Origin of the sequence: Oceanirhabdus seepicola, assembly GCF_023684385.1 — a bacterium.
GTDB classification, from domain to species: Bacteria; Bacillota; Clostridia; order Clostridiales; family Clostridiaceae; genus Oceanirhabdus; species Oceanirhabdus seepicola.
In genome coordinates, this window is the sequence record NZ_JAGSOJ010000003.1 from 449,053 (window position 1) to 464,051 (window position 14,999).

The window sequence follows — 14,999 nt, forward strand, 5'->3', positions numbered from 1 at the left end:
TTACATAATAGTTTACAAAGTAAAATTATTCAAATTAAGGATGTGATTTAATGAATAGTGGCAAATATCCTCAGTTAGAAATAGCTCTGAATAAAATCAGTAGTAATTATAAACATATGGAAAAAGTCTGTAGCACTTATGGAATAGCCATTACAACTATAATAAAAGGGGTTAATGGCTTAACTAAAGTTGCGGAATCAATGTATAAGGCTGGGAGTAGTTCATTTGGATCATCCAGATTACATCAATTAAAGAATATTAAAGAACATTTGAAGCACATTGAAACAATGTTAGTGAGAATTCCTATGATAACTGAAGTTGAAGATATGGTTAAATTTGTTGATATCAGTCTTAATTCAGAGGAATCTACTTTGGAATTTATAAATGAAGTGTGTAAAAAAAATGATATAACACATAAGGTTATACTAATGTGTGACTTAGGGGATCTTAGAGAAGGAATCTTTGAATTAGACAAAATTATACGAGTTGCAAAGAGAATAGAGTTCGAATTCGAAAATGTAATATTATATGGATTAGGAACAAACCTCTCATGTTTAGGTTCAATTGTACCTACTGTAAAAAATCTTAGCAGGCTAGTGAATATAGCCAGTTCTATTGAAGAGAATATAGGTAGAAAGTTACAGGTTATATCTGGAGGCGGGACAACTTCTTTGCCTCTTGTATTCAATGGGGAAATGCCTCATAGAATAAATCATCTTAGGGTTGGCGAAGGTATTCTTTTAGCTAGGGATCTTAAAGATTATTTTAAACTTGATATGAGAGGATTTTATACGGATACTTTTGTTCTGCATGCTGAGATTGTTGAAGTGCAAATTAAGCCATCATATCCTATCGGCACTATGTTCATAGATGCATTTGGAAATAAACCATCTTATGAAGATAAAGGATTAAGAAAAAGAGCTATTGTAGCTGTTGGGAATCAAGATATAGGTTCTTCAACGAAATTAATCTCAAAGCTACATGGTTTGGATATTATTGGTTCAAGCAGTGATCATGTTGTAATGGATTATACAGATACAAATGTTGATTTAAAGGTTGGAGATATTATTGATTTTGAGCTTTACTATCAGGCTTTGCTTTTTTTAACTGGTAGTTCTGACGTATCAAAAGTATTTAAATATTAAAGGGAATTAACATAGTATGATTTAACCACAAAAATATTATAAGAATTATGTTGATGAGGTGAAATATAATATGGATAGGAAAAATTATTTTAAGGGTAATGATATGATTGATTTAGTAACAATACCATTCAGCCGATTTGGATCTTTTTTTGTAATATCTAAATATGAAATCCACGATAGAAGTAATATTTATATTAGAGATGTTCGTGGAGGAGATTTAACACCAGGACGTTTATTTTGCCTGGATTTCTTTCAAAATGGAAGTATTGTGGAGGATTATGAGTTTACATGTACAGAAACATTGCTTACTGTTAAAAGAGGTACTGGTAAAATTGAAATGTTCTTTTCAGATGAAGATTCCTTGAGAATTAGAGGAGAGGGGATGGGACTCAACTTGCACTATATTCTCAAGAAATATGACAATATTTTTTCAATTAAGGAAGATGAATGGGAGCTATGCAGTTATTCAAAAGAACTAAGAATTAGGATTAAACGAATAGCTGGAGGGATGGAAGTTAAAGCACCTTGGGATACTATTGGTAATACTTCCATTGATTTGATGTTGACATCTGATGATGAACCTTTCGATATAGAACTGGAAAGTTTCAAAGTTTTACCTAAGTCCGTGGATAAAAAAAATGAAGACTTTTATCAAAGTCATAATAGGGTACAGGCTGAATACGATAAATGGACAAATCAATTACTCACTGTACCTGAAAAGTATGAGGAAAAGAAGAAGATAGCCTCATACATAACTTGGATGAATTTTGTAAAACCAGAAGGGCAATTAAAGAAATATGCAATGTATATGTCAAAAAATTGGATGACGAATATTTGGAGTTGGGATAATTGTTTCGGTGCGATATTCTTAGCAAATATTCATCCAGAATTAGCATATGATCAATATATGATGTTCAAGGATCATCAGCATGATAGTGGAATGTATCCTGATTACATCAATGATACATATGCATCGTATAGTAGTGCAAAGCCTCCTATTTACGGGTGGGCATATGATTACATGATGAAAAGAAACGATTTATTTAGGAACACAGAAAAATTGAAAGAAGTTTATGATACAGTCTCTAAGCAGACTGAGTTTTGGATGACACACAGATTGGGAGTTATGGGATTGCCGTATTACACCCATGGTAACGAATCTGGATGGGATAACGGAACATTATATGCAAAAGGTATTCCAGTTATAACACCCGACTTAAGTGCACTTCTTATATACCAGATGGATTTCCTAAGTAGGATTGCAGGTATACTAGAAATGGAGTCAGAAAAAGAAAAGTGGATTCAAAAAGCAAACTCCTTAACAGAAACATTTATAAATCATCTATGGAAAAATGGTGAATTTAAAGCTTTTTCAATTCCTAATGATGAGTATATCGAGGAAGGGGACAGTTTGCAACTGCTGCTACCACTAATGATAGCATATAGATTAGATGGCAGGATGAAAAAAAATCTCTTGAAGGCTATTAAGGACAAAGATAGATTCAATGGAAGATATGGTTTGGCAACTGAAGCTATGAATAGTAAATTCTATCAGTATAACGGATACTGGAGGGGTCCAGTATGGGCACCAACAATGCTTATGTTTATAGAGGCTTTGGATAGAATGGGTGAAAAAGAAGTTGCAAAAGATCTTGCAGAAAGATTCACTGAAGGAATACTAATTGGGGGTATGGCTGAAAACTTTGACCCTAAAACAGGAGAAGGACTTGTTGACCCTGCATTCGCTTGGACATCGTCAGTATTTATGACATTGATAGAAGACTATCTTAAATAATACTTGTAAACTAAAGCTTGGTTAAATAGTCTCAAAAAAACCTTTCCATTTTTGGGTGGAAAGGTTTTTGTTTTATTAACACATAATAACCTAAAAGGTATTCTAATATAATTCTTTTAGGAGTGTAATAATGAAAAATTTAAGAAACATAAGAATAGGCGCTTTTCTAGGTACATTGGTAATTATGATAATTCTTCAAAAGGTTAAACCAAGAAGGAAATGGGAATTTAGTTTTTGGAAAAGAGGTTTTAGTAATATCTCTATAGTAATATTGAATAATCTTTTAATATTTTTAGTACTTCCACTTGTACCTATAAAAATGGCTTTTATTGTTCAAGAAAAAGGTATAGGATTATTAAATAATATTAATATATTTAAGTGGATTAAGGTGTTAATAGAAGTATTATTACTAGATATGCTTGTATACTGGCAACATAGGATATTTCATAAAATAGGATTCCTTTGGAAACTTCACAAAATGCATCATGTAGACTTAGAACTTGATTCAACAACAGGTGTAAGATTTCATCCAATTGAAATAATTATATCTACATTATTAAAAGTTGGATTAATAGCACTAATTGGTGCATCTCCAATATCAGTAGTTATTTTCGAAATAATTTTAAACTCAGCATCTTTGTTCAATCATGCAAACATCTATATCTCCTTAAAGGCAGATAAAATATTAAGAAAAGTATTAATAACTCCAGATATGCATAGAGTACACCATTCTATTCATATGAATGAAAGAAATAGTAATTTTGGATTTAGCGTTCCATGGTGGGATTTTATTTTCAAATCCTATAAAGCACAACCTAAGGGGGGGCATGTAAACATGAAGTTGGGCATTGAAGATATGCCTGAAGAAAAATATACATACTTTCCAGGAATGCTTTTAGTGCCATTTATAACTAATAAATACAGAGGTAAATAATGAAAATATTAATTTTCAACAAAAATTCGACAAAATTTGATTTTAGTATTTATTTTTCTACTAAAAGGAGTTATAATTCATAAGAGTAATATTAGGTACATGATTATTTGAATGTGCCTTATGACTAATGAAAAAGCTGGAGGTAGATATATTGAACTTTAATATTTTAAAACCATTAATGATAAGTTATGGAGGTAAATTAATACTTACATTTATAGTTTTAATTGTAGGATTAAAATTAATAAAATATGTATTAAAGGTAATTAAAAAAGGACTTGAAAGCAGCAGTGTTGATAAATCTTTATATTCTTTTACAATGTCAGCTACTAGGGTAACATTATATATTCTACTAGTAATAACTATAGCTACTATGTTAGGCGTTGAAATGACTTCATTTATTGCTGTGCTAGGTTCTGCTGGTTTAGCTATAGGTTTAGCTCTTCAAGGCAGTCTTTCAAACTTAGCAGGGGGAGTTTTAATACTATGTTTAAAGCCTTTTAAAGCTGGAGATTATATTGAAGCTGCTGGTCATTCAGGTACAGTAGAAGAGATTCAATTGTTTTATACAATTTTAAATACTCCTGATAATAAGAGGATATTTATACCAAATGGAGAACTTGCTAATAGTAGTGCGGTTAACTACTCAGCCCATGCAACACGAAGGATTGATTTTACATTTGGAGTAGGATATGAGGATGATATTCTTAAAGTTAAAAAAGTGTTATATAAAGTGGCTGAAAATAATCAATTAGTTTTGAAGGATCCAATTCCTCAGGTGGTTTTATCGGAGCATGGAGATAGTTCAGTAAACTTTTCTCTTAGATTATGGTGTAAAACAGAAGATTACTGGAAAATTTATTTTGATATAATGGAGACAGTTAAATTAGAATTTGACAAAGAAGGAATTAATATTCCTTATCCACAGATGGACGTACACTTAATTAATAAATAAAACATTGAAATCGGCTGTTTAGCCGTTTTTTTTTATGAATAATTGTTTGTTTCTGAAAAAAGTTAGCCTATAATATTGTTTTATATGTTAAATAGAAGATGTTTTTAATAAATTTTACCCTAGAAATATTTTAAAATAAACGCTAATATATAATGGAATAAGTTTTACATTTATACAGAGTTAAAATTAATTAAGTGTGGTGAAGAATAGATTGATAGTTTCATTTTTACACAACATTATTGTTGTTTCAGGATTTATATTTATAAGTATTAAGATTGGAGAACTTTTTTCAAAGAAACAAATAAAAGAAAAATACGCTATTTGGGTACTAGCTCTATGGGGCAGTATACTTTCAATAATAACCATATCAGAAGCGTTTCAATATAAAGGTATGAATTTTGACATAAGAGCAGTTCCTATTTTTTTAATAGCCCATTTGCTTGGTATTAAAGCAGGATTAGTTTCTGCTATTTTACCTTCTTTATACCGATGGTATATTGGGGGACCGACAGCTTTGGTGGGCATAATTTCTGGTACTTTGCTTCCTGCCTTGATTGGAGGGATTTTTTATAAGAAAAAAATTGATCGTTTCACATATCTTATTAAAAATACTAAAAGGATAATGATTATATATTTATTTCAGAGTTTAGTAAGAAGTGTAATTTTTTATTTTACTTTGGAAGTTTCCTTTATATTTTGGCTAATTATTAATGTTCTAATGACTTTATTTTCAGAAGCAGCATTATTTATTATCCTTTCAATAGCAAAAGATAACAATAAGAAGATTTTTTATATAAATGAGATTAATAATAAACAGAAAGAAGTTGAACTTTTAAACGATAGGCTTAAGACTAAAAATAATACTTTAAATGCTCTTATCAATGTAATGCCAGTTGGAGTTATTGTATCCGATGCAAATGGTAAAATCACTTTAACAAATACTGCAGCAGATAATATATTGGAAGATAAAGCTCATAAGTTAGGTGGAATTTCAATAAATGATAATAAGATTGAAAAAGTTTATACTCTTCATACCATTGATGGACGTGAAATATCACAAGAGGAGCATCCCCTTGTAAGATCAATTAAAAATGGAGAGGTTATTAAAGAACAAGAACTTCTAGTTCGTACTAAAGATAAAAAGGAAAAAGTTATCTTAGGAGGAACAAGTCCTGTTTATGATTATAATAATAAGATAATTCATGGTGTGGGAATTTTTAAAGATATTACTAAAGAAAAAAAAGCTAAAGAAATAAAGAATGCGTTAATAGAAGAGTTATCAAATGAAAGAGAAAAGTTAGAGAAGAAAAATCAACAATTAATATTATTAACTGAACAACATATGAGAACTTTAGAATCTTTATATAGAAAAAATGAGGAATTAAAAATTGCAAATAAAGCTAAGAGTAGTTTTATTGCTAACATAAGCCATGAATTAAGAACTCCATTGAATATAATTATGACATACTTAGAATATATACTGGAAGAAGAGGATGGAAAATTAAATATAGTACAAAAAGATATGTTACAAACAACTTATAATAATTCTGATAGATTAAAGTATTTGATAAATGACTTACTTGATCTTTCTAGACTTGAAACAAATAAAAATAAATTTAATTTTACAGCTATAGGTGTGAATAAGTTCTTGACTTCATTAATAATAGATAGAAGCATTCTAATAAAGGATAAGGATACTAATATATCATTTAATCCTTTAGAGAATGAATTATATATTATTGTAGACGAGCTAAGACTTAGGCAAGTTATAGATAATATTATAGATAATGCAATAAAATTTTCTAATGATGGAGATATTGAAATTTCTCTTAAGGAAATAGAAGGTTATATAGAAATTTGTATTAAAGATTACGGAGTTGGTATAGAACCCGAAAAAATAGAAGATATATTTAAACCTTTTTATCAGATTGATGATTCTACTAAAAAGAAATATAAGGGTGTTGGTTTAGGTCTCAGTATTGTTAAGAAAATCATTGAAGCTTTCGGTGGAAATGTATTTATTAAAAACAATGATGATAAAGGGTGTACATTTAAAATAACTGTGCCTGTTGATTGTTCTGCTAAGGGGGGAAATTAATGAAGAAAATATATATTGTTGATGATCATGAAGAAATTTCTGATCTTCTTAAGAAAGTTTTAGAGAAAGAAAATTATAATACAACAGCTTTTTATGACGCTTATTCAGTAATTGAAGCCGTGAAAGCAGATTGTCCTGATTTGGTACTGTTAGATATTCAAATGCCTAATATGGATGGGGTAGAGGTATTAAAAAATATAAAAAAGCTGCATTCAAATATAAAGGTTATAATTATGACAGCTTATGCAGAAAAACAGAAATCCAATTTTTTCTTTGAAAATGGTGCTGTGGATTTTATATCCAAGCCTTTTAAATTAAAAGATATAAGGAATATTGTTTCTAATGTTTTATCGGGAAAAAAGATGAATAATAAGGAATTCTTAAAAGAAAAAGGAAAAGTTATTGGTGAAAGTGCAGCAATAAAGAAATGTATTAATAAGGCATTGAAACTTTCAAATAGCGATGCTCCTATAATGATTTTAGGAGAAAGTGGTACAGGAAAAGAAGTATTAGTAGATTATATTCATTATAACTCAATTAGAAAACATAATGGACTTATAAAGATCAATTGTGCAGCAATTCCCTGTGAACTGTTAGAAAGTGAATTGTTTGGTTATGATAAAGGGGCATTTACTGGCGCTTCGGTTGGTAAAATTGGGAAGATAGAAGCCGCTAATGAAGGAACTTTGTTTTTAGACGAGATTTGCGAACTTGATATAAAACTTCAAACCAAACTTCTTAGGATACTTGAATATAAAACATTCGAAAGATTAGGGGGCAATAAGCAGATTGAATCTGACTTTAGAATTGTCTGTGCTACAAATAAAGATATTTTAAAAGAGGTTGAGGAAGGAAGATTTAGAGAAGATTTATTTTATAGAATTAATACTTTTAATATTAATGTTCCTTCCTTAAGAGAAAGAAGAGATGATATACCTTTATTAGTCCAACATTTTATTCAATTATTTAGAAGGGATTATGTAACAATTGTAAAACATGTTTCTGATGAAGTTATGGATTTACTCATGAAACACAACTGGCCTGGCAATATTCGTGAACTTAAGAATGTTGTTCAGAGAATGATATCAATTGCTAGGGAAGAAGTTATATTAAGAGAGGATTTACCTTCCTATTTATTAACTCCTAAAATTGAAAGTGTATGTTCTAGGCAAATTTGCAAATATAAAATGCTAACTATTGAAGAAGTTGAAAGACATCATATAAAAAGTACTTTACAAAATGTTAATGGTGATAAAAAAGACGCCATAAAAATCCTTGGTATAAGTGAAAAAACACTTTATAATAAAATCAAAAAATATAATATGAAATTGTAAGGATTGCAGAAAAGCAATTAAGAAATTGTAAAAATTGCAGAAAGATATCTCCATAAAAATTTTTTTATGGAGATTTTTTATTTGTAACGGCTATATACTTAGAGTTTATTAACTTTTTATGAAAGTCTTGATTTGGCATGAAAATTGCTGTGATAAATAGGTGAAGATAAAAGTTATCAATCTAATTATTAATAATTTGGGTGATTTGTAAAATTTACATAAGCGAAAGGGGATTACATATGTTTTTAAGAAGAAGAAAAGAAACCAAAGAAGATAAAACAATGGAATTTAGTCAATCCTATATTTGTAAAGAAAAACTAAAAAATGCTATAAAGGATGTAATTAATGGGCAGGCATCTCATATAAGTGAAGATGAAATAGGTTGTAAAGAAATGGCACAACTTTGGAATTATATGTTAGACTCTATATGTGAAGAAAAAAAAGATGTTTTAATGAATATAAATAGTATATTAAAGTTTATTACTGAAATGGAATTTGTTAAAACAATGATTGATGATGTAAGGGCTCAAACAAAAACATTTCACAATATTGCTGCTAGCTGTGAAGAAATGAATGCTTCAGTAGAAGGTGTAGCTAGCTTCACTGAAGAGGTTGCTGGTTCTACAAGTGATACACAAAATATTGCTGTAGAAGGTGGAGAAAATATTAACAAAGCATTTTCTTTCGTTAATCAATCCTTTGAAGAGATTGATCAAATAAACAGAGATATGCAAGGGGTTATGAATAAAACAGAAAAGATTAATGATATTGTAGACATTGTTAAAGGAATTGCTGATCAAACAAACTTATTATCATTAAACGCAGCAATAGAAGCTGCAAGAGCAGGGGATGCGGGAAGAGGATTTGCTGTTGTGGCAGATGAAGTTAAGAAGCTTGCAGAGCATACTAAAGAATCTGTTACTGAAATTCAGGTAAATATTAACGAACTTAAAGTAGATATTGAAAAGTCTGTGCATAGAGCAAATGAAACTTCATCTAGATTAGATGCAGGTAAGAATTTAGTTGATAATGCAATGGGATCAATAGCTTCAATAATTAATAGAATAAAGGAAATAAACAATAATATAACTCAAATTTCTGCCAATGTAGAAGAGCAAACTGCAGTTACTACTGAAATAACAAGAGATATTAACAATCTAAGTAGTTGTACTGATGAATTATTAAGTGAATGTGATAGAACGGGTAAAGCTATTTTTGATGTTAGTAACCTTGTAAATGACTTAAGGATTAATATAGTTAATAATGATTTGTGCTTAGGTGAAAAAGAATTAATTGATATATGTATTGCTGATCATTTAATTTGGAAATGGCGTGTTTATAATATGATTCTTAAATATGATAAAATTGATATTAATACTATTGGAACTCATCATGAATGCCGGCTTGGTAAATGGTATTATGGAGAAGAAGGTAAAAAGTTTAAAAATGATAGAAATTATATAGATTTAGAAAGACCTCATATTAAATTACATGAATTAGCTAAGGACGCAACTATTCATTTTGGTAAAGGTGATATAGAAAAAGCAGAAGAAGCATTAGAAGATATGAATAAATGTTCTAATGATGTTATAAATGCATTGAATAATATTAAAGATAAATAACTTATAGTTACTTTTAATCAGGCTTAAGCCTGATTTTTTTTCTTAATAACTTCTCGTTAGAGATATGAATAGAATTTGATGGTGAATGAGTTATGTGGTAATATAAACCAAATAGGTGTGGCTATCACAATACATATTAAAAAAGATAATTATAAATATATTTAAGAGGTGAAAATATGGGATTTAAAAGAATACAGGATTATGGTGTGAAAATTGGAAATCTAAAGTGTGGTAAAAATAATTTGATAACTGATGTAAAAGGAGTTAAAGTTGGTCACACTACTTTAAACAATGGAGATATAACAACAGGGGTAACTACTATTATCCCTCATGAAGGAAATATCTTTAAGGAGAAACTAGTTACAGCATCTCATGTTATTAATGGCTTTGGAAAAACTATTGGAACTATACAAATTGAGGAACTTGGAACATTAGAAACTCCTATAGTTTTAACAAATACATTGAGTGTAGGTACTGCAAGTGATGCACTTGTAGATTATATGCTTTCATTCAACGAAGATATTGGAGTATCAACAGGAACGGTTAATCCTGTTGTGTGTGAGTGCAACGATGGTTATCTAAATGATATAAGAGGAAGACATATAAAAAAAGAACATGTTTTTGATAGCATAAGAAATGCAGATACAATGTTTGAAGAAGGTGCAGTTGGTGCTGGAACAGGCATGTGGTGTTATGGTTTTAAAGGGGGTATTGGATCATCTTCAAGAATTGTAGAACTTGATGGAAGAGAATATACTGTAGGGACTTTAGTTCTTTCTAATTTTGGCATAAAAAAGAATTTTGTGTTAAATGGAATTAAAGCTGGGCAAATTATTAGTGACGAAGAAGCTGCAATAATAGAAGAAGAAAAAGGTTCAATAATTATGATTATTGCCACAGATATTCCTCTTTCCTATAGACAACTAAAGCGAGTTATAAAAAGATCATCTGTAGCATTAGCAAGGACAGGTTCCTTTTCTGGCAATGGTAGTGGGGAAGTAGCTATAGGTTTTACTACGTCAAACAGAATAAATCATTATGAGGAAAGAGACATTGTGGACATGAAAATTATTAATGAAAATATGATTGATAAAGTGTTCCTTGGAGTAGCTGATGCTTGTGAAGAAGCAATATTGAATTCAATGATATGCGCTGATACAACATGTGGACGAGATGGTCATACATTAAAGTCATTAGTAGAGTATTGGGATAAACTAGATTTAAAATAGAAAAGGTAAAAGGTATAGGTCCACGCATAACTTGTTCAAGTTACAACAATATGGTATCATGAGATAAAATATCAATAGGGTGGTTACCATGGAAAATAATTTGCCGATTATATATAAAACATATACTGAATGCAGAACTTCATTAATGGTTGAAATAATAGGGGTTATAAATGCTATCATATCTGAAAAGAATAAAATGTATGATCATGAATGTATTCAAAAATTTAAGGAATTATTAGACGAAGATGATATGAAGATTATTGAAGTACTTAATGTAAGTCAGTTACAAGGGAGAAGCTTAATAGAATTTTTATTTATTAATGAACATTATGATAATCCCGAACTTTATTGTGAACATATCAAGAGTTTGAATGAAGAGGATTTTATATATCTATTTCATAGTGAGATGATAACAGAACAAGAAATAAAAGGTATAAAAAATCATAAATTAGATTTACAAGAATATCTTAAGACGCATAAATGGATTGATGAAAAGGAATTTGAATTTGTAAACAGTTTAATGTTTAAAACTCAATGGATTCGAGAAGGATGTTGTAGAATAATAAGAAAATTGAACAAAGTGGTTGAAGAATCAATGAGTCAATTTATTTCCTTATACAGTTCAGATCTTGATGATATAGATAAAAAAATTAAATATAATTCTCCTCTTAATGTTTCCCAAGAAATCATGGGTAAAACCTTTAAGAGAGTGTATGATTTTAGAAAATATATACTTATTCCTACATACTATATGCAAAATGGACCAGCAAGATATTTCAGTACCTCAACGCAGATTCTTGTAAAACCTCTAGATATCTTCAAGGAAGAATTCACTGGAGAGAACTTATCTAAAGCATTAAAGGTGTTGAGTGATCCAACTAGAATTGAACTTATTAAAATTATCAGTAATAATTCTTATTATGGGAAAGAACTTGCTGATAAACTTAATGTAAAGACTCCTACAATATCACATCATTTAGAGTCATTGAAAAGCGTTGGTCTTTTACATGAGGAAAAAATTAAGAATATCAGATACGTTTCATTAAATAAACAAAGATATAGTGAAATATTAAAAGCATTGAATCAATTTATAGAAAAATAATCAGTTATAGAATACACATTTAAAGTGAAAAACTTTAAATGTGTATTTTTTTGCGAGAAAATATTGACACTTCTAATAAAAACATATATTATATGATTATCTAACATACATTAGATGTGTATTTAATAACTGAGAAATAGTATATGAATAGGGGGACAAAAAATGGAAAATGTCATAGAGGTTAAAAACCTTAAGAGAAACTATGAAACCACTGTAGGGATATTAAAAAGAGAAGAAAAAATAGTACAAGCACTTAAAGGGGTATCATTTAATGTTAAAAGAGGTGAGATTTTTGGATTATTAGGACCTAATGGAGCTGGTAAGACAACAACTATAAAAATTCTTACAACATTATTAGCTCCCACTGAAGGAGAAGCAATGGTATTAGGATATAAATCCTTTGGTGAAGAAAAGAAGTTAAGACATAAAATAAACTTTATATTTGGAGGGGAACGTAGTTTATATTGGAGATTATCAGCAAGAAACAATCTTAGTTATTTTATGGATCTTTATGGAATAGATGAGGATATAAAAGAAAAACGAATAAATGATTTACTGGATTTAGTTGGATTAAAAGATAAGGCAGACATAAAGGTTGAAGCTTATTCTAAAGGTATGAAACAGAGATTGCAGATAGCTAGAGGATTGGTTAATAAGCCTGAAATTTTATTTCTAGATGAACCAACGATAGGTTTGGACCCAGCTGGAGCTAGAGATCTAAGGGCTATTATTAAAAAATTAGCAAAAGAAGGTACAACTATATTATTAACAACCCACTATATGCAAGAAGCAGAAGAACTCTGTGATAGAATTGGCTTTATAAATGGTGGAGAATTGGTTGCACTAGATACAGTTCCTAATCTGAGAAAATTATATGATAAAGGGAGCATAATACATTGTATTGTTGGGGATTTAAAGGAGGCGTGTGAGAAGGAAATATTGAGTATTGAGGGAGTAACATCAGTAAAATTAAAAGAAATAGATGATGATAAACATTTATACATAGAAACACAAAAGCCTCATGAAATAATAAGCAAGATAACTTATAAACTCAAGGATTGTAACATGAAGGGCTTCAGTATTCGTGAAGTTACTCTAGAAGATATTTACTTGAAAATAGTAGGTGATAAAAATGAATAGTTTAAAAGTCTTATATTCAAGCAGTTTATTGCAGATGAAACAATCTATTAGCAGATCAATGTTTAGATTCTGTGTTATAGTACAACCTATCATGACAGCATTTATTATGTTCATGGTATATAAGGATAGAGGATATGAAGATTATGTGGCATACGTTATGTTAGGTACTGCCATAAGTAGTCTATGGGGAACTATAAGTTTTTCATCAGCAGGAGATATCGAACGTGAGAGGTATATGGGAGCTCTTCAGGTTATATTTAATTCGCCAGCTAGTTTTAGAACAATTATGTTAGGGAAAGTTTTAGGAAATACAGTGTGGGGAATAGTCTCAATGATAATAAGCTTTGTTTTTGTGTTATTGGCATTTTCTGTTCCTCTTATCATTAAGCACGTTTTTTTATTCATAGTAATCTCTATTATAGGAATAATATCTTTTATTGCCGTAGCAATGATGTTATCTGCACTATTAGCCATATCTAGAAGTACGAGGGTATTGATGAACATTATGGAGTATCCTATATTAATACTTTGTGGAATAATGTTTCCTATAGAAATAATTCCTGTATACATTAGATGGATATCTTATTTACTATCGCCAACATACGTTGTTAAATTGCTTAGAATGTGTGTGTTTGGTATAGGAGATTGGAGTTTATTTTATAATCTTATTTTCGCCCTTATTGGGGTCACACTAATATATATTGCTTTATTTATACTAGGTTATAAATTGATAGATACGAAAGCTAGAATTAATGCTACATTGGAGGTACATTAGTATGAGAAGGTTTATAAGACAATCACTTTTTTCATTCAAGTCTCTATTTGGTTATTTAAGTCCAAAAGCATATTTACTTATGAAAGTTTTAGATCCTATGCTTCAGATGATCTATTTTTCATTACTCATGAAATTCGTTTATAGAACGAACGATATGACTCCTTGGCTAATCGGTAATGCATTTATATTATGTAGTAGGAATGCTGTTTTTGGAATTGGAACAAGTTTAATCGGTGAGAGATATAGTGGAACTCTTAAATTGATAATAGGTTCACCTGCAAATAAGTTTAAGGTGTTTATGAGCAGAGGAGTATTCTATATCATAGATTCTTTTATTACAGTTTTTATAGGATTGTTAACTGGGTATCTATTATTTGATCTTTATATTCCAGCTGATAGAATGTTGATTTTTATCATTTCTATATTTGTGTGCATGTTCAGTGCTATAGCTTTGGGTTTATGCATAAGCGTACTAGGGCTTCTCACAAGAGATATTCACTTATTTCTTAACACTGCATCAATGATACTATTTGCTTTAACTGGAGCAATATTTCCACTTGAACGTTTGCCTCTATTCTTATCAAAAATATCTTATATGTTGCCTATAACCAGGAGTATCGAAAGTGCTAGACTTATTGCTAGTGGAGGGGATTATGGTAGGATATTCAGTTTAATGGGTGGTGAAATGTTATTAGGTGTTATATTTGTTGTTCTTGGTTACACAACTCTAAATATAGTTGAGAAAATTGCAATCAAAAAAGCAACACTAGATATTTATTAAAATTGAATAATTATAAATTCTATGATATAATTTAATCAGAAAATTATGAAAATTTAATAAGTACTAATACACAATGGCGTGTATTCTAAATG

The 14,999-nt window shown here is 29.6% G+C and carries 12 protein-coding genes; all 12 read left to right on the forward strand.

Annotation, left to right across the window (positions count from 1 at the left end):
• Positions 1 to 50: 50 nt before the first annotated feature.
• The 12 genes from KDK92_RS15855 (at position 51) to KDK92_RS15910 (ending at position 14,907) form a co-directional block, all read left to right on the forward strand.
• The gene (locus KDK92_RS15855) at positions 51 to 1,145 is read left to right on the forward strand and encodes an alanine racemase (protein WP_250860317.1); all 1,095 of its coding nucleotides are present in this window, start codon (positions 51 to 53) and stop codon (positions 1,143 to 1,145) included.
• 70 nt (positions 1,146 to 1,215) lie between these two features.
• Positions 1,216 to 2,940 carry an amylo-alpha-1,6-glucosidase gene (locus KDK92_RS15860; RefSeq protein ID WP_250860318.1) on the forward strand — a complete coding sequence of 575 codons (1,725 nt, stop codon included), beginning with the start codon at positions 1,216 to 1,218 and terminating at the stop codon, positions 2,938 to 2,940.
• A 130-nt stretch (positions 2,941 to 3,070) separates the two neighbouring features.
• A complete protein-coding gene (locus tag KDK92_RS15865; RefSeq protein WP_250860319.1) occupies positions 3,071 to 3,874 on the forward strand; it encodes a sterol desaturase family protein in 804 nt (267 codons plus the stop codon).
• Between the two features lie 127 nt (positions 3,875 to 4,001).
• Positions 4,002 to 4,826: a mechanosensitive ion channel family protein gene (locus KDK92_RS15870; protein WP_250860320.1), complete on the forward strand. Its 825-nt coding sequence runs from the start codon at positions 4,002 to 4,004 to the stop codon at positions 4,824 to 4,826.
• Between the two features lie 211 nt (positions 4,827 to 5,037).
• Entirely contained in the window at positions 5,038 to 6,924 is a 1,887-nt protein-coding gene (locus KDK92_RS15875) for an ATP-binding protein (RefSeq protein ID WP_250860321.1), read from the forward strand.
• On the forward strand, positions 6,924 to 8,258 hold the full coding sequence (locus KDK92_RS15880; protein ID WP_250860322.1) for a sigma-54-dependent transcriptional regulator: 1,335 nt from the start codon (positions 6,924 to 6,926) through the stop codon (positions 8,256 to 8,258). The genes KDK92_RS15875 and KDK92_RS15880 overlap by 1 nt, the downstream gene beginning before the upstream one ends.
• A gap of 239 nt (positions 8,259 to 8,497) precedes the next feature.
• On the forward strand, positions 8,498 to 9,880 hold the full coding sequence (locus KDK92_RS15885; RefSeq protein WP_250860323.1) for a methyl-accepting chemotaxis protein: 1,383 nt from the start codon (positions 8,498 to 8,500) through the stop codon (positions 9,878 to 9,880).
• A 176-nt stretch (positions 9,881 to 10,056) separates the two neighbouring features.
• On the forward strand, positions 10,057 to 11,109 hold the full coding sequence (locus KDK92_RS15890) for a DmpA family aminopeptidase (protein ID WP_250860324.1): 1,053 nt from the start codon (positions 10,057 to 10,059) through the stop codon (positions 11,107 to 11,109).
• Between the two features lie 88 nt (positions 11,110 to 11,197).
• Positions 11,198 to 12,211, forward strand: coding sequence for an ArsR/SmtB family transcription factor (locus KDK92_RS15895; protein WP_250860325.1), 1,014 nt, complete (start codon positions 11,198 to 11,200; stop codon positions 12,209 to 12,211).
• A gap of 162 nt (positions 12,212 to 12,373) precedes the next feature.
• Positions 12,374 to 13,351 carry an ABC transporter ATP-binding protein gene (locus KDK92_RS15900; protein WP_250860326.1) on the forward strand — a complete coding sequence of 326 codons (978 nt, stop codon included), beginning with the start codon at positions 12,374 to 12,376 and terminating at the stop codon, positions 13,349 to 13,351.
• Positions 13,344 to 14,126: an ABC transporter permease gene (locus KDK92_RS15905; protein ID WP_250860327.1), complete on the forward strand. Its 783-nt coding sequence runs from the start codon at positions 13,344 to 13,346 to the stop codon at positions 14,124 to 14,126. Before KDK92_RS15900 ends, KDK92_RS15905 begins: the two co-directional genes overlap by 8 nt.
• A 1-nt stretch (position 14,127) precedes the next feature.
• Positions 14,128 to 14,907 carry an ABC transporter permease gene (locus KDK92_RS15910; RefSeq protein WP_250860328.1) on the forward strand — a complete coding sequence of 260 codons (780 nt, stop codon included), beginning with the start codon at positions 14,128 to 14,130 and terminating at the stop codon, positions 14,905 to 14,907.
• Positions 14,908 to 14,999 lie beyond the last annotated feature (92 nt).